Origin of the sequence: Pseudoalteromonas sp. ND6B (assembly GCF_000764215.1) — a bacterium.
GTDB classification, from domain to species: domain Bacteria; phylum Pseudomonadota; class Gammaproteobacteria; order Enterobacterales; family Alteromonadaceae; genus Pseudoalteromonas; species Pseudoalteromonas tetraodonis.
The window spans coordinates 56,276-82,031 of record NZ_JQFL01000078.1; the positions used below are offsets into that span (position 1 = coordinate 56,276).

Annotated in this window: 20 protein-coding genes and 1 pseudogene; 15 read left to right on the top strand and 6 right to left on the bottom strand. The window is 39.8% G+C overall.

All coding sequences use genetic code 11. From position 1 onward, the window contains the following. The first annotated feature begins 74 nt into the window (after positions 1-74). Positions 75-2,957, top strand: a complete 2,883-nt coding sequence (locus tag ND6B_RS02625; RefSeq protein WP_033104156.1) for an insulinase family protein — start codon at positions 75-77, stop codon at positions 2,955-2,957. A 102-nt stretch (positions 2,958-3,059) separates the two neighbouring features. On the opposite strand, the gene ND6B_RS02620 is transcribed toward ND6B_RS02625, so the two are convergent. Next, on the bottom strand, positions 3,060-4,442 hold the full coding sequence (locus ND6B_RS02620) for a Na+/H+ antiporter NhaC family protein (protein ID WP_033104157.1): 1,383 nt from the start codon (positions 4,440-4,442) through the stop codon (positions 3,060-3,062). Between the two features lie 302 nt (positions 4,443-4,744). Here ND6B_RS02620 and ND6B_RS02615 point away from each other — a divergent pair, with 302 nt between their 5' ends. Further along, a complete protein-coding gene (locus ND6B_RS02615) occupies positions 4,745-5,254 on the top strand; it encodes a GNAT family N-acetyltransferase (protein ID WP_033104158.1) in 510 nt (169 codons plus the stop codon). A 315-nt stretch (positions 5,255-5,569) separates the two neighbouring features. On the opposite strand, the gene ND6B_RS02610 is transcribed toward ND6B_RS02615, so the two are convergent. The 3 genes and pseudogenes from ND6B_RS02610 to ND6B_RS02600 form a co-directional block, all read right to left on the bottom strand. Next, on the bottom strand, positions 5,570-6,178 hold the full coding sequence (locus tag ND6B_RS02610; RefSeq protein ID WP_013463162.1) for a PqiC family protein: 609 nt from the start codon (positions 6,176-6,178) through the stop codon (positions 5,570-5,572). Next, a complete protein-coding gene (gene pqiB / locus ND6B_RS02605; protein ID WP_033104159.1) occupies positions 6,178-7,833 on the bottom strand; it encodes an intermembrane transport protein PqiB in 1,656 nt (551 codons plus the stop codon). Before pqiB ends, ND6B_RS02610 begins: the two co-directional genes overlap by 1 nt. Next, positions 7,830-9,058 (bottom strand): annotated as a pseudogene (locus tag ND6B_RS02600) (PqiA/YebS family transporter subunit). The gene pqiB and the pseudogene ND6B_RS02600 overlap by 4 nt, the downstream one beginning before the upstream one ends. A gap of 130 nt (positions 9,059-9,188) precedes the next feature. On the opposite strand from ND6B_RS02600, the gene ND6B_RS02595 reads away from it, so the two are divergent. After that, positions 9,189-9,959, top strand: a complete 771-nt coding sequence (locus ND6B_RS02595) for a substrate-binding periplasmic protein (protein ID WP_033104161.1) — start codon at positions 9,189-9,191, stop codon at positions 9,957-9,959. On the opposite strand, the gene ND6B_RS02590 is transcribed toward ND6B_RS02595, so the two are convergent. After that, a complete protein-coding gene (locus tag ND6B_RS02590; RefSeq protein WP_008464384.1) occupies positions 9,960-10,769 on the bottom strand; it encodes a thioesterase family protein in 810 nt (269 codons plus the stop codon). A 239-nt stretch (positions 10,770-11,008) separates the two neighbouring features. On the opposite strand from ND6B_RS02590, the gene dnaK reads away from it, so the two are divergent. The 11 genes from dnaK (at position 11,009) to ND6B_RS02535 (ending at position 23,693) form a co-directional block, all read left to right on the top strand. After that, positions 11,009-12,925: a molecular chaperone DnaK gene (dnaK, locus tag ND6B_RS02585; RefSeq protein WP_013463167.1), complete on the top strand. Its 1,917-nt coding sequence runs from the start codon at positions 11,009-11,011 to the stop codon at positions 12,923-12,925. A gap of 215 nt (positions 12,926-13,140) precedes the next feature. Further along, positions 13,141-14,280, top strand: a complete 1,140-nt coding sequence (gene dnaJ / locus ND6B_RS02580) for a molecular chaperone DnaJ (protein WP_013463168.1) — start codon at positions 13,141-13,143, stop codon at positions 14,278-14,280. 104 nt (positions 14,281-14,384) lie between these two features. Continuing rightward, positions 14,385-14,846 carry a Cys-tRNA(Pro) deacylase gene (gene ybaK, locus ND6B_RS02575; protein ID WP_013463169.1) on the top strand — a complete coding sequence of 154 codons (462 nt, stop codon included), beginning with the start codon at positions 14,385-14,387 and terminating at the stop codon, positions 14,844-14,846. A gap of 182 nt (positions 14,847-15,028) precedes the next feature. Next, entirely contained in the window at positions 15,029-15,397 is a 369-nt protein-coding gene (locus ND6B_RS02570; RefSeq protein ID WP_008112370.1) for a response regulator, read from the top strand. 136 nt (positions 15,398-15,533) lie between these two features. After that, positions 15,534-15,785 carry a hypothetical protein gene (locus ND6B_RS20465; RefSeq protein ID WP_033104162.1) on the top strand — a complete coding sequence of 84 codons (252 nt, stop codon included), beginning with the start codon at positions 15,534-15,536 and terminating at the stop codon, positions 15,783-15,785. Between the two features lie 163 nt (positions 15,786-15,948). Beyond that, positions 15,949-16,212, top strand: coding sequence for a CBU_0592 family membrane protein (locus ND6B_RS02560; protein WP_008112375.1), 264 nt, complete (start codon positions 15,949-15,951; stop codon positions 16,210-16,212). Between the two features lie 171 nt (positions 16,213-16,383). Continuing rightward, complete coding sequence (locus ND6B_RS02555) at positions 16,384-18,114, top strand: sensor histidine kinase (RefSeq protein WP_033104163.1); 1,731 nt, start codon at positions 16,384-16,386, stop codon at positions 18,112-18,114. After that, positions 18,107-19,468, top strand: a complete 1,362-nt coding sequence (locus ND6B_RS02550) for a sigma-54-dependent transcriptional regulator (RefSeq protein WP_028834110.1) — start codon at positions 18,107-18,109, stop codon at positions 19,466-19,468. Before ND6B_RS02555 ends, ND6B_RS02550 begins: the two co-directional genes overlap by 8 nt. A gap of 174 nt (positions 19,469-19,642) precedes the next feature. Continuing rightward, positions 19,643-20,599, top strand: a complete 957-nt coding sequence (locus tag ND6B_RS02545) for a porin (protein WP_033104164.1) — start codon at positions 19,643-19,645, stop codon at positions 20,597-20,599. A gap of 11 nt (positions 20,600-20,610) precedes the next feature. Next, complete coding sequence (locus ND6B_RS02540; protein ID WP_028834108.1) at positions 20,611-22,086, top strand: SLC13 family permease; 1,476 nt, start codon at positions 20,611-20,613, stop codon at positions 22,084-22,086. A gap of 188 nt (positions 22,087-22,274) precedes the next feature. Next, complete coding sequence (locus tag ND6B_RS02535; RefSeq protein WP_033104165.1) at positions 22,275-23,693, top strand: coniferyl aldehyde dehydrogenase; 1,419 nt, start codon at positions 22,275-22,277, stop codon at positions 23,691-23,693. 63 nt (positions 23,694-23,756) lie between these two features. Here the strand turns inward: ND6B_RS02535 and ND6B_RS02530 are convergent, their stop codons facing one another. Next, positions 23,757-24,482, bottom strand: coding sequence for a tetratricopeptide repeat protein (locus ND6B_RS02530; RefSeq protein ID WP_013463177.1), 726 nt, complete (start codon positions 24,480-24,482; stop codon positions 23,757-23,759). Positions 24,483-24,798: 316 nt separating this feature from the next. Between ND6B_RS02530 and ND6B_RS02525 the strand changes: the two genes are divergently transcribed. Beyond that, positions 24,799-25,662, top strand: coding sequence for a DUF6279 family lipoprotein (locus ND6B_RS02525; RefSeq protein WP_033104166.1), 864 nt, complete (start codon positions 24,799-24,801; stop codon positions 25,660-25,662). The last annotated feature ends 94 nt before the right edge of the window (positions 25,663-25,756 follow it).

The window sequence follows — 25,756 nt, forward strand, 5'->3', positions numbered from 1 at the left end:
TAATGGTAGTTTATAAGTGATTTAGTCTTTTTATAACACTAAGCCCATATTTAACAGCAATGGATATAACTAAAATGAAACACATCATCGGCTTAAGTGCAATTGCACTGGCAATATTAAGCGGTTGTTCGAATACCGCCACTCTTTCTCAATCATCACAAACATCACTTTTATCACCAACGCTTGTTGTAAGCCCTAACGATAACCGTGAATATAAAACACTAACACTTGCCAATGATATTGAAGTGATTTTAGTTTCTGATCCAAGCGCAGAAAAATCAGCTGCTTCATTGAGTGTAGGTGTCGGCCTACTGCACGACCCAATGAGCCAGCAAGGTATGGCGCATTATTTAGAACATATGTTGTTTTTAGGCACTGAGCGCTACCCTGACACTAAAGGGTACTCCGATTTTATGACTAAAAACGGCGGAGCGCATAATGCCTATACGTGGCTCGATATTACAAACTACATGTTTAAAATTAATAACGATGCGTTTGATGAAGGCTTAGACCGCTTTTCAGACTTTTTTAAAGCCCCTAAGCTTTACCCAGAATACACAGAAAAAGAAAAAAACGCAGTGAATGCTGAGTGGTCAATGCGTCGTGAAATGGACTTTTTTGGCCAATTTAAACTTGCACGTAAAATGATGGGTGAACACCCAGCTAATCGATTCTTAATTGGTAACCTTGAAACGTTAGGCGATAAAGCTGATAGTTCGTTACATAAAGAAACAGTCGATTTTTATAATAAATATTATTCATCAAATATTATGAAAGTGGCGTTAATTTCTAATTTACCACTTGAAGAAATGCAGAAAAAAGCAGAAAAATACTTCGCTGATATTAAAAATAAAAATATTGAAAAGCCAAAAGTATCAGCCAAGCTAAATTTTGATAATGCCGGTGGTAAACGTGTTTTTTACTCGCCAAACGAAGACGTTAAACAATTACAGCTCGACTTTACAATCACTAATAATCAAACTGAATTTGCAGTAAAACCTAATCGTTTTGTTGCCTATTTACTTAGCAATGAGATGCCAGGTAGCCCAGCACAAATATTACGTGATAAAGGTTGGGTATCGCAGTTATCAGCGTCTGCCTCTCCAAATCAATATGGTAACTATGGCTCTTTAAATGTGAACATAGAGCTGACTGATGAAGGCATGAACAACCGCGAAGCAATAGTTGCGACTATTATGCAATATATTGATTTAATTAAACGTGAGGGTGTTAATAGTAAGTACTTTAATGAAATTCGCACGTCGTTAAATAATCAGTTTAAATTTTTAGAAAAAGGCGATGAGTTTAACTACGTTAGTGCGCTGACACAAAGCATGCAAGATTATCCGTTAAATCATGCGATAAACGCACCGTACTACTATGCTAAGTTTGATGCTGATGCGGTTAACAATGTACTTAAGCAACTGAATGCCGATACACTGCGCATTTGGTATATTTCTCAACAGGAAGATACAGATTCTGAGCTGCATTTTTACGATGGCAAATATAAAATTAACGACATTAATGACGCAGAAATTGCCAGCTGGGAAAAACCAAGTGAATTTAATTTAGCCTTACCAAGTGTTAACAACTTACTGCCAGAGAGTTTTGCAATTAAAACGCAGGCTTTTAAAGAGCAAAAACACCCAGAACTTAGCTATGATAAAAACGGTGTAAAAATCTGGCGCCAAGTAAGCCAGCAGTTTGCAGAGCAACCCAAAGGTTTAGTTGAGGTTTATATCAACACACAAACAGGGTTGCGTGATATTAACTCAACCGTCCTTTATTCTGTGTGGGCAGATTTATATAACACTCAATTAAGTCAGCTACGAACCGAAGCGGCTATTGCCGGTATGAATGTTAATTTAAGCTCAAGCAATGGCTTAGTTTTATCATTAAGTGGTTTTACCGATAAACAAGATACCTTACTTAAACAAGCGTTAGCTGGATTTGACGATGAAATTTCATCACAAGCATTTAATCAAGCGATTGACCGTTATCAACGTGATTTACTCAATCAGCAAAAACAGTTCCCGTATGCACAAGCGTTTAGTGAATATTCAAAACTGACTCGAACCGGTAGTTTTGATACTGACGCGCTTATTAAGGCAGCTCAATCACTGACACTCGCTGATTTACAAGCCTTAAAACAAAGCACCTTAGCAAATAATAACTTACGCGTATTTAGCTATGGTAACTATAACCAAAAAGATATTGATGCCATTGCTGCTGAATTAACGGCTATTTTACCAAATAATCATACAAAATCTGAGTTTGCCCGCAGTAAAGCTTGGTTACCACAACTAGGTGAAGCGCGCGTATTACACAAAGATATTGATGTAGCCGATGTAGCCGTTGTCGATATGACCATTCACCCAACGCCCGGTTACAAACAAAAAGCGCAGGCGGCGGTTTTACAAGGACACTTTAGAACAATCGCGTTTGACAAAATGCGTACCGAAGAACAACTAGCTTATGCGGTAGGGGCATTAGCGCGTCCTATTGAGGATTACTCTGGTATTGGATTGTTTATTCAAACGCCGGTTAAAGGGCCAAAAGAAATTCAAGTACGCTTTGATAAGTTCAAAAAAGAGTACGCTTCTGAGCTTAATGCCATGAGTGAAGAGACATTTGCACAGCTTAAAAATGCAACGTTGGTCTCGTTAAAAGAACAGCCAAAGAATTTAAGTGACGAAATGAGTCCATTGATTAACGATTGGTACCGTGAAAACTTTGATTTTGATTCAAAACAAAAGCTAATTGCAGAAGTAGAAAAGGTCACCCTTGCTGATATTAAAGACTACTACCAGCAAACCATGTTAAATCCACAAGCAGCCCGCTTAAATGTGCAATTACGTGGCAGTAAGTTTAGTGATAGCGAGTTTGCTGATTTGCCAAACCAAACTAAAGTGACGAGTTTAGATGCTTACTACAGCGATATAAAATTGCAAAAGTAAGTTGAAATTACTCAAAAACCAAACAAAACCCAGCCATTGTTGACTGGGTTTTGTTTTAACGGCGTTAATTATTATTTTAGTAAAATGGCTACCATTGCCATGCTAGGCCATAAGTAAAAAGCCAATGATGGCAAAGCCTGCAGCAATTAAGGTATAAGGTAATTGCGTTACAGCATGACTGATCAAATTACAGCCAGAGCCTTGTGCTGCTAGTACGGTTGAATCAGAGTAAAAACAGGCTTGGCTACCAAATGAAGACGCTGAAAGCAATGCGCCAATCACCAATGGAATATTTGCATCAACCGCCGTCGCAAGGGGCATGACAATAGGAATTGAAACCGCAAAAATCCCCCAACTTGAACCCGTCGCAAACGCTAATATCGACATCGCAATAAATACCACCGCAGGTAAATAGCCAGCGGTCATATACGGGCTTAAGCTGCCAATCACAAATTGTGGTAAGCCAATTAAGTCGCATACATCTTTAAAAATAAAGGCGGCAATCACGGTTCCAATTGCGGGGATCATACTTTTAAAACCATCCAGCATACGCTCAATCATTTCGCTAAAGCTCATTAATTTTTGTAACGCATAAAATGGCAAAGTGACAGCCATTGTCGCTAATAGACCTTTGTACACATCTATTTCAAAATATACGGTAAATGCGACTAATAAAATAATCGGCAACAAAAAGTTATATAACTTACCTTTAGGATCCGCATCTTCAAAGTGTTCCTCCGCTGCTTTTACTGCATATTCATCGGCGGTTTGTACTTGAGTATAAATCGCAGGCTCTAAAGTAGGAGCGTGAGTTAGCGCCTGTTGCTCGGCTTTTTTCATGGGGCCAAAAGTAGGGATCACGCCGGCAATAACCAGCACCACAGTCAACACCGCAAACCAGGCATAAAACATGTACGGAATGGCTTGAATATAAACGGCAATGCCTTTGCCTTCTTCTGCAATGCCGTTATCCACTAACAGACCACCAAAAAATACAGCCCACGTTGACAAAGGGACGAGTACACAAATAGGCGCTGCCGTTGAATCAACAACGTAAGCGAGCATTTCACGACTCACTTTAAATTTGTCGGTGATCCGCTTCATGGTTTCACCCACGGTAAGCGCGTTTAAATAATCGTCAATAAATATCACGACACCCAAACAAAAGGTCATAAATAAGGAGGATCGTTTACCTCGGGTGTACTTTAAAGCCAAACTACCAAACGCAGAAGCCCCTCCAGTGCGCACTAATAAGGCAATAAGCGCACCAAAGCCGCCACACACAAGTATCAACCAACCAATGGTTTCATCTGTCATTACTTTGAGTGATGTGCTGGCAAAAGTTGAGAGAACTTTGCTAGGGTCAGCTAAAACAAGGCCAACTAATGCACCAATCAATAACGATAAAATAGGGCGGCGTAAAACAACAGCCAATACAACCACTACCGCAGGCGGCAGTAGAGTTAACGCAGAAGGTTCAAGCATTTATAAGATCACAAAATTAAAAGCAGATTTAAAAAGTAAACTGCTTATACAAAAACAAAGAAGATGATAAGTTTGTTGTTAAATCATTTTCCAAGTCACTGCTTTTGCACGCGTGGAGGGCACTTAAAAAATTATGTTAAATTAATAGTTTTAGTGAAACGCGTTGGCTTTGGCGCCAGACGGCGCAAGGAATGCATGCCGCTATTGTTGTGCCTTTAAAAACATCGGCGCAAAAATAATCTTCTTTTTTATTTCAGTCAATAAAAAAATATCGGGTCGTTAAAAATTTATTAGGAGTTATTTTGAATATTGCTTTTACAACAGAGCGCTTACACATTCGCTTCGCACAAATAGCAGATGCGGCAGAGTTATTTAAGTTGGTTAATCAGGCTAATTTCACCAAATACATTGGTGATAAAGGTATTTATACCTTAGACGACGCTAAAAAATATATCAAAGACAGTTTTATATCTGCCCATAAGCAGCATGGCTTTGGGCCTTATATAATCGCATTACATGATGAAACACTAGTTGGTATTGTTGGGTTTTATCAGCGAGCTGTTCTGCAATATCCCGATTTAGGGTTTGCGCTAAAAGACGGTTTTGAAAAAAAGGGCTATATTTTTGAGGCGGCAAATACCTTGCTAAACCATAGACAAAACTTGGGGATTAACCAGGTTACGGCGATCGCCCGCTGTGATAACCGTGCATCAAAAAATGTATTACAAAAGCTCGGTTTTAAAACCCAAGGTCAAGTGATCATAGAAAGCACTAACATTGCGGTAGATGTATATTTACTTAGGGTCTGTTGATCTTTGCGGATTACAACTTGTTCAAATTAGGAGCGGTTTAATCGCGGCGCGAGGTTTGTAACCTAGTGGGCTAAGTCAAAACCGAGCAAAGCTTCCGCGTCCTGCTCACGCCCCTTACCTACATCCATTTAGGCAACAAAGAGTAAATCGCTCCTAGGTAGAACCCGAAGGGCAGCGCCTGTTTGGCATTGATGCTGCGTTATCGCCTATTTATGGGGAATAACCACACCGCATAGGCTCTGCCTTGCCTAAATACCAAACAGTCTGCTGCAAATTCAACCTTTAAAGGTCAACAGACCCTAATACAGAGCGAAATTAAATTCGCGCTTTTTCAATTTCTTTTGCCGCAAGGATGTTGATTTGTTGCCACATTTTTTCAAGAGTAGCCACCAATGAATCATAGCCATCATCATTGATTGGCATAACAGATGAAAAATTATGGATGCTTAGTAAACGCCTACCCGATTCTGGGTGAGTGTAGTATAAACGCCATAGCCCTGAAATATCTGCATTACCTTGCAGATCACCGTTAAAGTGGTGTAGTTCGTATTCTAATTCGTAAAATGTTTGTTGCTGTTGGTCAGTAATAACGGGTAAGCCTTTAATAACCATCCAGTTTGTCATGGTATTAAATAATGTTTGCTGCGCGCTGGCACTGAGCATAACATCTGGCGACTCACCCCATAGATGATAATTAGCAGCATGGATTTGATTACTATCTACTTTCATAGCAATACCCCGATTATTCAATGCGCCTCTTAGGGTAACTGTTTGCACGCGCAGTTGTGCCTGTGTATCTTGCACATTTCGCGAAGAGTCATTAATGGGCTGCTCAAATTGGTAATACTGAATTGTTGTTTGAATAGCAGAGCTGCAACCACTGATAAAGATCACACCCGTTAAAAGTAAAAATAGTGCCTTCATTATTGCTTCCTCGGTTGTGGATCGTTAGGTAGTGATTTGTCAAAAATGAGCATATTAGGTTGCTCGTTTAAGCCACGGGTAAGAGGCTGAAACTCTTCTGTTAAACGTTTAATTTGTAGCAGTGTTTGCTCAAGTTGATAGTGCATTTGAGAGCCTGCTTGATAGCTTGCCATGGTTTTATCAAACTGGCGCATGGTTATTTCAAATTGTTCCATACTTTTGGTTATTTTTTCGAGATTACGATTAAAGTCGCCAGGTAAATTTTGTGTATCGGGCTTATTTAATAATGTGCGCATCTCACTGGCCAGAGCTTGATACTCGCTAAACGTAGTTTGCATTTTGGCTAAACTGTCTTCAATTTTTAAGTTATTCACTTTATTAAGTACATCCGATACTTGATCGGCAAGTACCGTTATACCGCTCGATACACTAGGAAACACATCGTATTGAGCAAGTTTTTTAAGCTCGCTTTTTGGGGTGTCGGTATAAAAGTCAAAATCGACGTAAACTGCACCGGTTAGCAAATTACCCGGTTTAAGTGACGCTCTCATGCCATTTTCAATCCACTCGTTAACGCTTGTTTTCCAATATTCTTTTGCTACCGAGGTGATATGGTATAAACGACCATATTCTACTTTTATCAATACCGGAACAGCGGTATTTTTAGCGCGAAAATGAGCCGGTTTCCCATCTATAATTACATTGGCGGGCGCTTCAACCACTGTGCCGACGCGAGTACCTCTATACTCAACTGGCGCACCAACACGGAGTCCTCTAATTGATTGTTCGAATTCAATAAGGTAATAATCAAAATCATAAAAACGCTCTTCTAAAGCTTGCTTATAACTTTGACTCAAGGAAAAGCTATGGCCATCTTGTGCTAAATCGCCAGGGGCTTGCTGATCAGGTAAGCCAACAGAAATACCGCCTTTTAATACTTTGCTAAGTGAACCGGTATTAATATTTATGCCATCAGCAGAAAGATCTATCTCAATACCTGAGTTAACCCAAAAAATAGAGTTTAAAGTGATCAGGTTCTCATAAGGGGCTTTAATAAAAATACCGTATTGCATTGCTTGGTTTTTCCAATCAAAGGTGGCGGTTTCTATTTGGCCTATTTTGTAGTTTTTAAAAAATATACCAGTACTCACATCAAGTACCTCAGCATTGTAACTGAGTAACTTAAAGCGTCCACCTTGAACATCTTTACCAATTAATGCGGGCTCTTCTTGCAGGGTAAAGCGTTTTTTAAGTTGGCTACTTTCTCCCGGTGAAAACTCTAAATAAACCCCTGAAAGTAGGGTGCTCATACCACTGATCCCAGTTTCATCAATGCGTGGCTTTACTACCCAAATACTGGCATCTTCGGTGAGTAAATTATCATAGTTTTTATCTATTTGTGCGCGGGCAATCACACTGTCTTGGCTGTCAGAAAGACGGACGTGATCAATTTGACCTATTTTAACACTTCGCACTTTAATTTCTGTTTTACCAGCAATAATCCCCTCGGCTTGGGGCATAGTGATGTAGATCGTTTGCCCTTTATTTAATTGATACTGATAAAGCATCCAAATACCAACAAATAAGGCAACCACAGGAATAATCCAAATTGCAGAAATACTTGATTTTTGTGCTACGTTAGCTGTTTTAGTCATGCTTTATTCTCTGCGTTATTATTTTTGGTGAGTCCCACAGTAGGCGAGGGTCAAATGCGTGTGCCGCCATCATTTGGCATAATACCATAACGGTAAAAAAGACGATGCCCAAACCGGGTGTAACCGACATTAAGTTTCCTAGCTGCACCAGTGCAACTAATATAGCCACAACAAACACATCAATCATAGACCATTTACCTATAAATTCAGTAAGTTGATACACTTTTGTGTAACCTTTTGTATGCAGGTTGGCGGGTTTTGTAACCATAAAGCACAAAAAGCTCAAAATAAGCGCTTTGGCTAACGGTACCACTACACTGGCAAAAAATATAATAATTGCAATAGGATACGAGCCGCTACTCCATAACGTAATAACACCTGAAATAAGGGTTGCAGGTGTTTCATCCCCTAGGCTGATGGTGTACATAATGGGCAGTAAATTCGCAGGAATATAACAAATCAGAGAAGTAACTAACCATGCCGCTGCCTTTTGTACGCTGTAGGGGTTTCTTAAATATGTTTTACTATGGCAACGAGGACAGATTGATTCAACGCTCAGTTGATGGCAAACATGGCAGGCTTTTATATTCTCATCAATAGCCCGCTCAGCGTTTGAAGTATTTTGAAGTGTAGTGGCAGGGCTTACTTGAGACCACAGCCTAGCACGATTCAACCGTGTTAACGCACTAACATATAAAACTACAAATCCCACATAGGCAAAAAAGCTAGTGCCAAAACTAACATCAGCCAATGACATTATTTTTACCATGCTAACTAAAACACCAATCAGAAATATTTCTGACATGATCCAAGGCTCTAGCGTTAAAGTGAATTTTAATAGTCTTCTTGCAACTGCTTGCGGCAGTGCTTTGAGTGCGCCTAAATGCAAAGGGATCAAAATAATCAGCAAACTCATAGGCAGAATAATAATGCTGATATCAATAAATAGGCCGAGTAAGTCACTATCATAGTTAAATAAAATCCGTGCTGCGTCGGGCAGGGTAATAGTTTGGGTAATGCCATTACTACTAAAAGAGATAAACGGATAAAACATACTGCTGAGCAACATTAATAATGCGCTTAAACTCAGTGCGACTATTTCAGTGTCATGGTTTATATTAATACCGCGGATTTTATGGCTACAGCGTGGGCACAATGCCACTTGTTTGGCATTAATCTCGGGAATATCAATGATAAGATCACAGCTTGGGCAGGCAGTTTGCAAAATGTTAGCTTATAATTAATTCAATAATTTAAATATTGCTATAAATAATAGTTAAATACAAACGCTGCGGCTAAATTACTAAAGAAAAGTAACCCCAATAACTGAAAATAAAAACGGATTAGGTGAAAGAGTGAAAGTTGTATTTTTATTGGCCTTAGTGTGTTTATGTGGCGATAGTTTTGCATTTGTTAATGATATTAAGCAGCAACGAGTTATTATTGCGGCTAACCCTACTGTTGCGCCTTATGTAGTAAGTGAAAATGATTCAGGTATTCAGCTCGAGATTGTAAAGGCAGCACTTAACAATCAAGACATAAATGAGGTTGATGTACATTACATGTCAAATCACCGTGCAGATGCTTTATTGAACCAAGGCCATGTTGATATTGCATTAAATTACTCGGGTATTTTAATTGCTGGCATATATCGAAGCCAATCGGTTGTTAGTTATGAGAATGTGGTGGTGAGTCTTAAAAAGAGTAACTTCACTATTAATAGTATTTACGATCTGGCGACTAAAAGTGTTTTAGCATTTCAAAATGCGCCTGCTTATTTACCCAAAGAATTTGGTCATAACTTGGAAAACTTGAGAGGCTATGAAGAAGTATTCAATCAACAAGCGCAGATACACCATTTAATGGCAGGGTGGGTTGATACGATTATTCTCGATAGGCGTATATTTCTTCACTACTTAAAGGAATATCAAAAAACTAATGCCACTAAAGATTTTGTTATTCATGCTATTTTTCCACCTGCGGCAAGGCCTGCGTATTTTAACAATGATTTGCTGAGACAGCAGTTTGACAAAGGCTTAGCAAATATAATTCAAAGCGGTGAATATCGCACCATAATGCTTAACTTAGATAAGCAATATACCCAGCGCGACTTCACTGCTCTTTAATTAATCAAATAAGGCAACCGTTTGGCGGGTGAGTGCAATAAGCTCACCCGATTGTGACCAAATACAGCCATCTTCTAAGCCATAGCCATCTTTTGAATGATGAGTGATTGCTTCAAAACCCAACCATTCACCTGGCACTAAATTAGGCGCTTGTACAAATTCTAAATACCATGACATGCTACTAGCCGGTGCAGGTTGCTTAAACATTTGTAGTAATGTTGGCGGCCATGCGTCAGTAAGAGCAATAACATGAGCTTCTGTAATTTCTTCAGGCGTGTGTTTAAATCGCATCCAACCACCAAGGTGAGAGGTTTGCGCACTACTAAACGGCATGGCTCCTTGTTGCGGGCATAAATCAACATGCTGAAAAAATTCTGGCATTTTCCCAGGTACAAAGCCTAAACAATGGCCTTCGTTTACAGGGTGTAAGGTTAACGACTTTGATACCGGCACATTAATTGATGAGTTACGATTTTTGGCGAAACAGGCCTGCACGATGACACACACCGCATCATCTTGGATCGCTTTGGCGAGCACTTGGGTACTGCTTTTACCTTCACGTAATATTTCTACCGATAAAGAAAACGGTTTTTCAGCCAATAATGGCCCTACAAAGTTTGTACTTAAAGAAAGCAGTCTTCTTGATGAATCAACTTTATTGCGCATTGCTTGATAAAGTAGCGCAGCAGAGAGGCCACCAAAAGCAGTACGACCTTGGCACCAGTTAGCAGGAAACTGCATGGTATTGGTTAACGGGTCAGTTTCTTGACTCGCTTGGGCTGCTTGTTTTAATAATTGTTCAAAGTGCACAAATAATGTCCTTTTGCTGTTATTTGCTAAATTTATATCACACCCAAACTCATCAGACCAGACAATAAATAAGCTCCCAAATTACAAAAAATGAGCAATCCCTACTCTTTTTAGGGTTATTTAGTAAATAAATTAAAAAAAATGCGTTTTTTTTCATTTTTACAGTTGAATTAAGTTTGTGGCATCCCTATTAACTAGTCATCGAATGTATTAACGAATTTAGAAGTTGGAGAAGATTCATGGGTAGAATTATTGGAATCGATTTAGGTACTACTAACTCTTGTGTTGCAGTACTTGATGGTGACAAAGCACGTGTTATTGAAAATGCGGAAGGCGATCGCACAACCCCGTCTATTATTGCTTATACGCAAGACGGTGAAACGTTAGTAGGTCAACCTGCAAAACGTCAAGCGGTAACTAACCCAACAAACACGTTATTTGCAATCAAACGTTTAATTGGTCGTCGCTTTGAAGACGAAGAAGTACAACGTGATATCGGCATCATGCCTTTCAAAATTATCAAAGCAGATAATGGCGATGCATGGGTAGAAGCAGGCGGTGAAAAACGCGCTGCACCACAAATTTCTGCTGAAGTACTGAAAAAAATGAAGAAAACGGCTGAAGACTTCTTAGGTGAAGAAGTAACTGAAGCGGTAATCACAGTACCGGCATACTTTAACGATTCACAACGTCAAGCTACAAAAGATGCGGGCCGTATTGCGGGTCTTGAAGTAAAACGTATTATCAATGAGCCAACAGCTGCAGCCCTTGCATACGGTATGGATAAAAACCGTGGCGAAAACGTAGTAGCGGTATACGACTTAGGTGGTGGTACTTTCGATTTATCAATCATTGAAATTGATGAAGTTGAAGGCGAGCACACATTTGAAGTACTTGCGACAAATGGTGACACTCACTTAGGTGGTGAAGATTTTGATAACCGTGTAATCAACTACTTAGTTGCTGAATTCAAGAAAGATCAAGGTATCGATTTACAAAATGATCCGCTTGCTATGCAACGTGTTAAAGAAGCAGCAGAGAAAGCAAAAATTGAGCTTTCATCAGCACAATCTACAGAAGTTAACCTTCCGTACGTAACCGCTGATGCATCAGGTCCTAAGCACATGAACGTGAAATTAACACGTGCTAAGCTTGAGTCACTGGTTGAAGACTTAGTGACTAAGTCGATTGAACCGCTTAAACGCGCACTAGCTGATGCTGACCTGTCTGTGAACGATATCAACGATATCATTCTAGTGGGTGGTCAAACGCGTATGCCACTTGTTCAAAGAACAGTTGCTGAATTCTTTGGTAAAGAACCACGTAAAGACGTTAACCCTGATGAAGCGGTAGCTGTGGGTGCTGCGATTCAAGGTGGTGTACTTGCAGGTGACGTGAAAGACGTACTATTACTAGACGTATCACCATTATCTCTAGGTATTGAGACGATGGGGTCAGTAATGACAGCACTGATTGAGAAAAACACCACGATTCCTACTAAGAAATCGCAAACATTCTCAACAGCAGAAGATAATCAATCTGCAGTAACCATTCATGTGTTACAAGGTGAGCGTAAACGTTCAAGTGATAACAAATCGCTAGGTCAATTTAACCTAGAAGGCATTCGCCCAGCACAACGTGGTACGCCACAAATCGAAGTAACATTCGATGTTGATGCCGATGGTATCTTACATGTATCTGCAAAAGATAAAGATACAGGTAAAGAGCAAAAAATCACTATTCAAGCATCTTCTGGCTTAAGCGATGAAGAAGTTGAAAAAATGGTTCGTGATGCAGAAGCGCACGCTGAAGACGATAAAAAGTTTGAAGAGTTAGTAGCTGCACGTAACCAAGCTGATGCACTTGTTCACGGTACACGTAAGCAAATTGAAGAAGCGGGTGATGCTCTGCCAAGCGAAGACAAAGACGCGATTGAAGCGGCTGTTGTTGACCTAGAAGCAGCAATTAAGAGTGATGACAAAGCAGAGATTGAAGCGAAAACGCAAGCGCTTGCTGAAAAGTCTCAAAAGCTAATGGAAATCGCTCAAGCTAAAGCACAACAAGCTGGTGGTGACGCTGGTGAACAACAACAGTCAGCTAAACAAGATGACGATGTTGTTGATGCAGAGTTCGAAGAAGTTAAAGACGACAAGTAATTGTTGCTAACGCTTCTCGCTAATTTAAAACACATGACCAAATCAAGTGTTTGAGTTAGGATGAACACATGAGGCGCGTAGGCTAAAGCTTAACGCGCCTTTTGCATGTAAAGAGAAGTGAATAAAACGCTTTAAAAATTCAATGATAAATTGATATGATTTATCGGTTTGTCCAGCAGCTAACGCTGTAAATAGAAAAGAGTAGTGTGATAGATATGTCAAAACGCGATTATTACGAAGTCCTCGGCGTAAGCAAAGATGCGAGTGAGCGAGACATAAAAAAAGCGTATAAACGCTTAGCGATGAAATATCACCCCGATCGTACCGCCGGTGATAAAGACCTTGAAACTAAATTCAAGGAAGTTAAAGAAGCTTACGAAATACTGACTGATGCGCAAAAGCGTCAAATGTATGACCAATACGGCCATGCAGCCTTCGAACAAGGTGGTGGCGGTGGTCACGGTGGCTTTGGCGGCGGCCAAGGTGATTTTGGTGATATTTTTGGTGACGTATTTGGTGATATTTTTGGTGGCGGCGGTGGTCGACGTCAATCACGCCAGCAACGTGGCTCAGATTTACGTTACAACATGGACTTAAGCTTAGAAGAAGCGGTTCGTGGTAAAGACGTTGAGATTAAAGTACCTACTTGGGTTAGTTGTGAACCATGTGATGGCAGTGGTGCTAAAGCGGGTTCAAAGCCAAAGACATGTACAACCTGTCATGGTGCAGGCCAAGTACAAATGCGCCAAGGTTTTTTTGCCGTGCAGCAAACCTGTCCGACGTGTCATGGACAAGGTCAGATCATTTCAGATCCTTGTAATAAATGTCATGGGCAAGGCCGTGTAGAAAAAACTAAAACGCTATCGGTTAAAATCCCGGCAGGCGTAGATACTGGCGATCGTATTCGCTTATCAGGTGAAGGCGAAGCAGGCATGCATGGTGCACCAGCAGGTGACTTGTATGTGCAAGTATCTGTTCGTGAACACAAAATATTTGTTCGTGAAGCTAATAATTTATATTGTGAAGTACCAATAAGCTTTACCACCGCAGGCCTTGGCGGTGAAATTGAAGTGCCAACGCTTGATGGGCGTGCAAAGCTTAAAATACCGTCAGAAACACAAACGGGCAAAATGTTCCGTATGCGTGGCAAAGGTGTTAAGTCAGTACGCAGTGGCGCTCAAGGCGATTTAATTTGTAAGGTTGTGATTGAAACGCCAGTTAATTTAAACGAGCGTCAACGTGACTTACTTAAAGAATTAGATGAAAGTATGGGCAAAGACAGCTCAAAAAACCGCCCTAAAGAGCAAGGCTTTTTTGATGGGGTTAAAAAGTTTTTTGATGACTTAACTAAGTAATTAGTCGGATCAATAGACCCTAATATAAACGGCGCTTTTTTAGCGCCGTTTTTTTATGTTTAATGTGCTAAATTATTAGGGAAATTTATTTTGGACTTTATCAGATGACCCCCGCTATAGAGCAGCTAAAAAAAAGCGATATTAAGTTTGACATACTTAGTTACGAGCACGATATAAACAATACTAATTACGGCCTCGAAGCGGTTGAAAAGCTAAATCTAAATAGCGCCCAAGTATTTAAAACCCTAGTGCTTGAAACCTCAGAGCAACAGCTTATTGTAGCGGTGACTCCCGTCACTCAGCAGGTTAATTTAAAACAGCTTGCGAAGCTTTGTACAGTAAAAAAAGTGATGATGGCAGACCCACAAAAAGTGCAGGCGAGTACCGGTTATATTTTGGGAGGAGTAAGCCCCCTTGGCCAAAAAAAACGGCTAAAAACATACATACACTCCAGTGCGTTAGATTTTGAAATGATATATGTTAGTGCCGGAAAACGAGGGTTAGAAGTAACACTAAGTGCAAAAAGCTTAGCACATATAACTCAAGCTTCGTTTGCAGTTTTTTAAACTTTTGTTTAGCTAAAATAAGGGGATATAAGTATCCATCTGATTACTTGCGGCAATAGGTATTGTTAACTAATGTTGTTACTACACATAACACGTTTTTGTTAATACCTTTTAGATTGGCGTGACGCCTTTACTTTGTTTTAATGAAAATTTGCTCGCAGCTATTTTGGTAAAACATACGCATGAAAATACTTGTTGTTGATGATATGCCGTTAATGCGTCATGTATTAATTAATATGTTAAGGCAGTTAGATTATAAAGATATTGTTGAAGCCACAGATGGGCTTCAAGCATTAAACATACTGCAAAATCAAATGTTTGATTTGGTTATAACAGATCTTCATATGCCTAAAATGGATGGCATTACTTTACTTGATAATATTAGAAAAGATGCCGAGCTGAAAAACCTTCCTGTACTTATGGTGACCTGTGAAGATAGTTCTTCGACTGTCAAAAAAGCGATTAATGCTAAAGTGTCAGGGTTTATCGTAAAGCCTTTTAATATGAATGTGTTATCAGCTCAATTAACCCGTTTATCGATAAAAGCCTAAAGCTAATCGTTTATAAAGTAGAGTTATCTACCGACTGTTTAAAAAATGTATTAGCGCAACAGCCGTTCATTATTTTCTACCACTGATGTGATAGCATTATGCTATTAACTAATCGTAAAGTAATTATTGAGGAAGTATGGCTAAGCCCAATAAAAAAGGGCCTACAAAAACGGTCGATATATTTTGTTCTGCGTGTAAGGCACCGTTATTCAAATACCGTAAAGGTGGCAAAGGTGCTTTAGTAAAATGTTTTATAGAAAGAATAACCCAAGATCACACCCATACTGAATGCGTATGCCCAGGCTGTGAACGACCTTTTGCCCGCCCCACAATTATAAAAGGGACCCCTGCCTATAAAATGATTGGTGGTAAAGTCACGTTTAAATAAACGTTTTGTTTATAGTCTAAAGTAGTGAGGGGCGGACATAAGCCCTTGTTTGCTTTTTTTGCACTGGTAAACTTCGCTGGTTTTGCTGTTTCAATGATTGAAAAAAACCCTCCCCATGGATTGGGCCAGTCAGTTGGGTTTTAAAATGGAAAAGGATAGACGTGTGATCGCACTTTTATTTGATATTGTTGGTATGAGTGGCACTTTTTTAGTGGTTGGTTCATTTTTTTTGCTGCAACTAAATAAAGTTTCACCTAAAAGTTTAACGTATAACTTAATGAATTTAAGTGGCGCTATTTTGTTACTTATTAGCCTTTGTTATAACTTTAACTTAGCAAGCTTTGTGATTGAAATATTTTGGATTGCAGCCTCATTAATTGGCTTATACAAATACTTTAAAGACAAACCTGTCGTTGCAAAAGCGTAAATTAAGCTAAAACAGCACACCTTAAAAGGTGATTAAACCGTGGAATGTAATATTTCACGGTTTTTTAGTTTCAGTACAATTGTTAACAAAAAGTTTCTTCTGCAAAGGGGGATAACTCGTTACAATATTGGCTATTACTTATTATTGGCATCATAGTTGTCATAGGCGTTTATGTTCTCCATCCCCAAAAAAATTATTTTTGCCTGTATATTGTTAGTACTATTATTGGTGGTCACCTTTTCGTTTGGTCGTGCTTATGATTTAGGGCAAGCCAAAATTCAAGCTGATCTACAAGTTATCCAATTAAATAATTATATCGATAACGAACTCGCTCGATTTGCGGCTATCCCTCAGCTGCTAACTGAAAATAACGTATTGATTCGTTTTACTAATAATGAATCACAACACTTTAATGCAATTAACAATTACCTTGCTGATATTCAACAAGCCAGTGGTGCCTCAGATGTATACATACTAGATACTCATGGCGATGTTATTGCCAGTAGTAACTGGCAAACCGACTATACATTTTTAGGTAGTAACTTTGCATTTAGACCTTATTTTAAACAAGCGTTTGCCGGTGAAAAGGTCGCATACTTTGCACTTGGTCAGCGCTCAAAAGAGCGCGGAATTTATTTTTCCCAAGCTATTTACCTAGATGGAAAAGCCATTGGCGTGGTGGCGCTTAAAATTAATGTCGCTAAATTTGAAAACGATCGTTCGCTTTTAAATACCTCAAAAGGAAGCCATTTTTATTTGCAACTTGCCGATAATATTATTGCCATGTCGGATGAACCCGCATGGCGTTTAAATAGTTTTACAGAGCTTGATATTACCGCGCGTCGTGATATTAAACAGCGCCGTGCTTACTTAGATCATCAACCGCTACAAATTAAACAACAGCGCTACAAAAGCCAAGGCATTGAGCAATTTAAAATTGATAAAGATGAATACGTTGCCGCCTCAAGACCCTTAACTCATCTGAATGCAACCATGACAGTGCTTGTTGATATTTCAAACATTAACGCCTTACAGGTGCCTAGATTACTATGGCTAGTGTTATTTTATTGGGTGTTTATTTTTGTTGGATATAGCTTATTGGCACGCTTTGCCGGGTATAAAAAATTACTGTATTCGCGTCACAGTTTAGAGCTCGAAGTACTAGAGCGTACCCAAGCACTCGAAAAAGCCCAAACCGCATTAGTACAGTCGGCAAAGTTAGCCACCATAGGGCAATTGAGTGCGGGCATTAATCACGAAATTAATCAACCGCTCAGCGCAATGAACACCTATTTAGCCAGTGCTAAAATTTTCCTAAAAAAGGGAAAGCTCAACGCATTAAATGAAAACTTAATCATTATTGAGAATTTAGTAGAGCGAGTGCATAAAATAGTGGCGCAGCTTAAACACTTTAGTAAACCGGCGACCATGCAACTTCGGCCTCATCCACTGTCGGCGTTATTAAACAATGCGTTGATGATCACCCATCCGCAACTTAAACAAGACGATGTTAACGTAAGTGGACCGCAGTTTTCGCAAGAGATCACGGTGTGGGTTGATGCATTAAAATTTGAACAAGTACTGGTTAATGTAATCACCAATGCATCACAGGCAATGAAAGGTGAGCCAGTTAGAGAGCTCAGTTTTGATGTTGAATGCTTTGAAGAGCGCGTTAAGCTTTCTATATTAGATAGTGGCCCTGGTATTGAGCATCATGTGTTGGGGTCTATTTTTGAACCTTTTTATAGTACCAAATCAAGTAACGGTTTAGGGCTGGGCTTATCGATTTCAAAGCAAATTATTGAATCATTTAATGGTTACTTAACTGCACATAATCGCCCTGAAGGCGGTGCGCAATTTATTATTAGTTTATCAAGCATAGAGGCCACTAAAAATGATTGAAGCCGTTGTTTGCAAACAGATTATTGTTATTGATGATGAAGCGATGATCCGCGATTCATTGAATCAGCTATTAACGCTCGAGGGGTATGAGGTACAGTGTTTTAGTGATGCAAGTGTTGCCTTAAGTCGCTTAAATCGCAGTTTTTGTGGCATTGTACTTAGTGACATAAACATGCCCACTATGGATGGTTTAACCTTTATTGAGCAGGTAAAAGCATTCGATAGCGAACTACCCGTGATATTTTTAACCGGTTATGCTGATGTCTCTGTTGCGGTAAAAGCGATGCAATTGGGCGCGTATGATTTATTTGAAAAACCACTGAACGAAAATTTATTAGATTGTATTGCCAGAGCCTCAGATAAACGTGCTTTAGTAATGGAAAACAGAGCGCTGAAGCGCGCGGTTGAGAAAACGTCGGCGCCCGGTGTACGTATTTTAGGTGATACGCTTAAAATGCAGCATATGATGAACCTACTCAACACGGTGATTGATACTCCGGCTGATGTGCTGATTGAAGGTGAAACTGGCACAGGTAAAGAATTGGTTGCCCGTTATTTACACGATCATAGTAACCGTTCAAGCTGTCAGTTTGTGGCTATTAACTGTGGCGCAGTCCCAGAGCAATTAATAGAAAGCGAACTGTTTGGGGCTATCAGCGGAGCCTTTACTGGCGCAACACACGATCGCAAAGGTAAATTTGAGTTTGCACAAGGCGGCACCGTTTTTTTAGATGAAATTGAAAGCACTCCTTTATCGCTTCAAGTTAAATTACTACGGGTGCTTGAAGAGCGAAAAGTAACTCCGGTCGGTGCTAATAAAGCGATAGAGCTTGATATTCGTATAGTTGCGGCAACCAAAGTCGATTTACTTTCGCTGGTAGAAAAAGGTGAGTTTAGAGCCGACTTATATTACCGACTTAGTTTAGTAAAAGTCAGCATCCCTGCATTAAGAGACAGAAAAGCAGATATTCCACTGTTGTTTAAACATTTTAGCTCTATAGCTGCGACCCGCTTTCATAAACCGTTAGGGGCGCTCAATATAGAACTACAACAACGTTTACTAGCGCATGATTGGCCTGGCAATGTGCGGGAATTGAGAAATCAAGCCGAGCGCGCGGTATTGCTAGGCCCCGATCTGGCATTTGCACAAAGTGACTCAAGCAACAGCACGCTATCATTAGATTTGAGCCTAGCCGAAAAGGTCAGCTTTTATGAGCAATCCTTAATTGAAGAGGCGCTAGAGCTTAACCATGGCAGCATTAAAGACACCATGACAACCTTACAAATTGCGCGTAAAACCCTCTACGATAAAATGAGTAAATATAACCTTAATCGAGATATGTTCACCGATTAATGGGTGGAAATGGTGATATTGAGTGTTTTTTATGTGTGGAAACCCGCACATTTCAATGTTTATTTTTAAACCTTTATTTTTTAAATCACTGAAAATTATTGTTATTTTTTAGTTGGTCATGTTCTTGCTTTGTAGTTGCAGACAACAAGTAGCATCACATAATTAGGACACATAATGAAAAACAATCTATTCCAAGGTTCAGTACTTGCTGCGTTATGCAGTGCTGCCACGTTACCTGCAACCACTTTTGCTGCAGACTACACAGTGTATGGTAAAGCTGAAGTACAAATTGCTAACACCGATACAGGCATAATGCGTTACGCTGACGAAGGCACGCAAATAGATGCCCCTTTTTCGCGTATTGGCATTAAAGGTGACCATAAATTAAATGAGTATTTTACCGCGGTATTTAAATACGAAGTTCAAGTAAAAGGTTTTGAACACGACGACACCAATGAGCCTTTTGCAGCACGCAATACTTACCTTGGTCTAAAAGGTGCTTTTGGTGAAGTGGTGGTTGGGCGAAACGACACGCGCTTTAAATATTCAGAAGGTAAGCTTGATAATTTTAACGAAACCCAAGCTGATATTGCTCAAGTAATTGCAGGGCAAGACCGCTTAGGCGATACCATCACCTATACCTCTAAGTATTGGCATAACGCGCAGTTTTCATTTACCTATGCGCCAAAAGATGACAACAAAGATAACGAAGCAGGATTTGCTGCTACGCTAATTTACGGCGACCGTAATTTAAATAAAACACCTTACTCTATTTCAATCAGCCATGTTGATTCGCTTAATAACATTAAAGCAAGCCGTATTGCTGGTGTGTATAAGTTTGAAAAATTACAATTAGGGGCATTGTACCAGCGTTCAGAATCGATTGACGGCGCTAAGTCTGGCAACGGTTATGTACTAAGCGCAAGCTATAAGTTAGACAAATGGGTACCTAAAGTACAATTTGCAAAAGATGATTCAAAACTACGTCAAACATCAGACGCTACCCAGTGGACCACGGGTGTAGATTATGTATTTGACAAGCAAACCACAGCTTACCTTTTATACACTGACCTCGACCTAGAAGAAAATGCTGATAGCAGTGTTGCACTTGGTCTTAAATATAAATTTTAAGGGCTGAACAAATGACAAAACGTATTTTAGAAAATAACGCGAATAAAAAGCCATTTATGCAATGGCTGTTATTGTTACTTGGTCCATGTGTCATGCTACTTACTTGCTTAGTTGAGCCGCCAGTAGGTATGTCGGCGGCAGCGTTTAAAACCGCAGGCTTAGCATTTTGGATGGCCTCGTGGTGGGTGAGTGAGGTAGTGCCTATTCCTGCTACTGCGTTACTCCCTTTAGTGATTTCGCCGATTGTTGATATAGCAGCGATAAAAAGTGTTGCAGCACCTTATGCGCATCCGCTGATATTTTTATTTTTAGGTGGCTTTTTAATCTCAATAGCGATGGAGCGTTGGGGATTACACAAGCGTATTGCATTAAAAACAATGCTTTATGCAGGTAAAAAACCAAGCTTACAAATTTTAGCGATGATGTTAGTGACTGCATTTTTATCAATGTGGATGTCTAATACCGCTACAGCAGTAATGATGCTACCTATCGCTTTATCTATTACCCATTTAGTTAAAAGCTCAGATCCTAGTAATGAAGGTTTTGGTAAAGCCCTTTTACTGTCGATTGCTTATGGCGCAAGTATTGGCGGTATTGCTACATTAATTGGTACTCCACCAAATGCATTAATGGCGGCGTATCTATCAGACAGTTATCAGATTGAAATTGGCTTTGCCGAGTGGATGATTGTTGGTGTGCCTTTAGCGCTCGGTATGTTGCTGATCAGCTGGATTTGGTTAACTAAATTCACTTATAAAGTCGATGCGAATGTACAAGCGAATAAGCGTATTGATACTAAAGCGGTATTCTCTTCACAGCTAAAAGACTTAGGCCTAATGCAACGTGCTGAAAAGGGCGTGTTGTTTGTATTTGTGCTTGCCGCTATTTGTTGGATATTTAGACCTTTATTAGGCGATGTTACTGGGCTTAAAATTTCAGATACCGGTATTGCTATTGCCGCTGCATTATTACTGTTTGTACTACCGGCAAATAAAGGCAGTGATGCGCGTATTTTAGATTGGGAAAGTGCCGCTAAAGTGCCGTGGGGTGTGTTGCTTTTATTTGGTGGCGGATTAACACTTGCCTCGCAAATAAAGTCATCAGGATTAGCTGACTACATTGCCAATATGATTGAAGGGGCGAGTACTATTCCATTAGTAATGAGCATTCTTGTTGTGGTTGCGTTGATTACGTTCTTAACCGAAATAACCAGTAATACGGCAACAGCAGCAGGCTTTTTACCACTGCTAGGCCCCGTTGCTGAGTCAGTAACAGGCAGTCCGTTAGTATGGGTTATTCCAGCCGCGATTGCATGTAGTTGTGCGTTTATGATGCCAGTAGCTACACCACCCAATGCGATTGTGTTTGGCTCGGGCGAAATTAAAATGAAAGACATGATCCGTGCTGGCTTTGTGTTAAATATTGTCGCTATTGTTTTAATTACCTTAGTAACAATGACCATAGCAGCCCAAGTTTTTGGTTTTTAATAACCCACTTTAATCAACTAACAAAACAGATAACCGATGCACACAAAAGCAGTGCATCGGTATGCGTTCCAACCAACCTGTTGAGTGTTTTTGCAATCCTTTTCCTCGTGTTGCAAAATCACTCTTTATTGCTCGAGTAACAGAACAAGGTTATAGTCTTGAAAACGTTATAAATCGGGTAGCCTATTTTGAACACTGACACATTATCTACAGGGTCTTTGCGTTCGCAATTTAATGAACTAAAGCATGCTTTTGAAGACACCCCTTATTTACCCATTGAGCAACGTCTTGCTTTACTCAAAAAATTACGCGCTAACATTGTAACGTTAGAGCAAGACTTGATTGCTGCAGTATCTAAAGATTTTGGATACCGAACGGCGTTCGATACCTTAGTGGGGGATATTTTGCCCACCATGCAGGGACTTGCGCATATTATTAAAAAGCTACCTCGATGGTCTAAGCCTAGTCAGCGCAGCGCGGGGTTAAGCTTATGGCCCTCAAAAGTAAGTGTCACCTATCAGCCTATTGGTGTGGTGGGTGTGATTGCACCATGGAACTATCCCATTCAACTAGCATTGGTACCTGTTATTACTGCGATTGCAGCGGGTAACAGGGTGATGTTAAAGCTCAGTGAATTTACGCCTAACACCAATGCCGTTATTGAAAAAATATTTGCAGGTGAATTAAGGCAACACTGTACAATTATTCAAGGTGGTAGCGACGTGGCAAGTGAGTTTTCATCATTGCCGTTTGCGCATTTACTGTTTACAGGCTCGACGGCTGTTGGCAAGTTAGTTATGGCCGCGGCCAGTAAAAATTTAACGCCAGTAACATTAGAACTCGGCGGAAAATCGCCCGTTATTGTGTTAGAAAAAGCCGATGTAAATAAAGCCGCGCGTGCTTTATTATTTGGAAAAATGGCCAATGCAGGGCAGATATGTGTAGCGCCTGACTACGTGTTTGTTCCTAAATCATTAGAGCATCAATTCATTAAAGCGCTTTGTACCCTTTATAAAAAACACTTTAAGCAAGGTGTAGAAGGCAAAAACCTGACCTCGATTATAAGCCCTGCACATTATCAACGTTTGCTAGGTTATTTAGAGCAAGCACAAGAGCAAGGCGCTAAAATTACTAAACCGCTTGAACAAAACCAGCAAGATGGCGAAAAGCATCGTATGGGTCTGCATATTGTTACGCACGTAACAGATGAGATGACATTAATGCAAGAAGAGCTATTTGGTCCCATTTTACCCATTATGAGTTACGACAAATTAGAGGACGTGCTTAATTATATTCGATTACGCGACCACCCATTAGCCCTTTACATTTTAGGTCAAGATAAACAGGCGCAACAGTACATTATTAAGCAAACACTTAGCGGAACAGTTGCGGTAAACGACACATTAATACAAGTAGCTGCCGATGATGTGCCGTTTGGTGGCGTGGGGCATTCGGGGATGGGGCATTATCACGGCAAAGAAGGTTTTCTCACCTTTAGCCATGCAAAAAATACCTTAGTCTCTGGCTCGGTTAACCCGCGCATTGGTTTATTACTTAAACAAAATAAATTACTGATCAAAGTGCTAAAGTGGCTTTATGTAAAATAGCCTGTAGCGTTTAAAACAAAAAAGCTGAATGAATCACTTCATTCAGCTTTTTTAATAGCTAACTTAAAACAGGCGTCCTTCGCCAGCATAAGTACCCGCTAAAATTTTGGTATAAATTGCATCGGCTTTTTCTTTGGCCTCAGCTACCTCTTTAGGAAGCATAGTACGTTCATCAAGTTTACGGCTGTGACTCGCTTGCATGTTGCCGTTATACTCGGCAATGGTATTCCACACATACGACATTTCAAGATTTTTTGGCATTCCTAAGCCTTCAAAATACATCAGTGCTAAATTAAACTGCGCCAATGTGTAATTATTAGCAGCGGCTTTTTCATACCATGTTCTGGCGGCTTTATAATCTTGGCTAACACCATCGCCATTTGCGTACATTACACCTAAGTTATACTGTGCTGCGGGAAGGTTCTTATTGGCTGCTTTTTCAAATAAGGTTATGGCCATTTGTTTGTCTAATTTAACGCCATTGCCTTCGTCATATAAAACCGCAAGTGCAAACATTGAATCTACATGGTTCTTTTTAACGGCTTGTTGGTACAGCTCAGCTGCTTTGTAATAATCACGGGTAACGCCATGGCCACCTTCGTATAGCTTACCTAATTCGTAAATACCCGGTGCATAGCCTTTGTCAGCTAAATAATTAAACTCTTTAAGTGCTTCTTCAAATTCACCCGCATTAGCAGCTCTGATCCCTTCTTCTAGTCCAGCATGGGCAAGAGGGGTAGCGAGCATAATACCGGCCAGTAGCAGTGCTTTAAAATTAGACTGTGACATAAGCATGTCTCCAAATTAGTTGTCGTTCTATGTAAGCGCCATAAAAGTAAAACTTACCTAGTGAATCTATTAGGGATAGGTAAAAAATTATGAGCTAAATTAATAACGCCAACGTTTATAACCTAGGTATACAAACGTATTAACAAGTAGCTTTAACTATAGCTCAAAAATTCTAAACTTAAGCATATAGTCATGATATAAATTGCGTTAGCTTGCGATTCTATAGAAAAATGAAAAAAATAAAAGCGAGCAATAGCTTACATAATTACTTATGATGATTTTTGGCAACCAAAGCATCATAAAACGGGGTCTGTTAATGTTAAATAATTTAAAAAATATAAAACTAAGCAAGATTATTTTTATAACCAGTTTATTGTTTATTGCCAGTTGTTCTACCTCCTTTGCTTATAACAATCTTGCTTGGCTATCTTCGTTTTGGATAGACGATTATGTCGACTTAAATAAAAGCCAATCAACGCAGTTAAAAGTAATTATTAATAACACTCGAGATTGGCACCGAGAGGTTGAGTTACCAAAATATAAAGCCGATTTACTCGACTTAAGGCAGTTGCTCGATAAAGAGGCTGATACAGCACAGTTGATGGCAAAAATAACACAGGTAAAGCAGCATTGGCGTAATTTACTTTTGTACGCGAGTGATCCCTTAATTGAGCTGGCAAAAACGTTAACTCCATCACAACGCAGTGAAATGGTAGAAAACATTCGTGAGCAAATTAATGATGAAATAAAAGAGCACGCTTCATTAACCAAAGAGGAGCATCAGCAGTCTCGTTTAGACAGGCAACTAGACTACTACGAACAATGGCTTGGTAAGCTCACCTCAGAGCAGCGAACGCTAGTGTCACAAGCTAACAGTGAATATATCAGTACCAGCAATTTATGGTATGACTATAAACTAACTCGGTTAAGTGCACTTGAAGCACTGTTTAATCAGCAAACCCTTGATGATGCCCAATTTGCGCAGCAGTTACGCACTATCATTACAGAACGAGAGCTGTTTATGAGTGCTGAACTCATTGAGAGAAATGAGGAAAATTTAAGGGCATACGCACAGTTGCTGGTTAAATTAAATCAAACCTTAAGCCCTAAACAAGTCGCACATGTTGATGAGGAATTTGCTGACTTGGTTGGCACAGTTAATGAACTGCTTACAGAGTAGCTGCATTTAACCAATCCTTTTTGCTTATTTTAAAGGGGGTTGTTAAGCATAAAATTGTGATTATTGCATTTCAGGGTTAATATAAACCATTAGT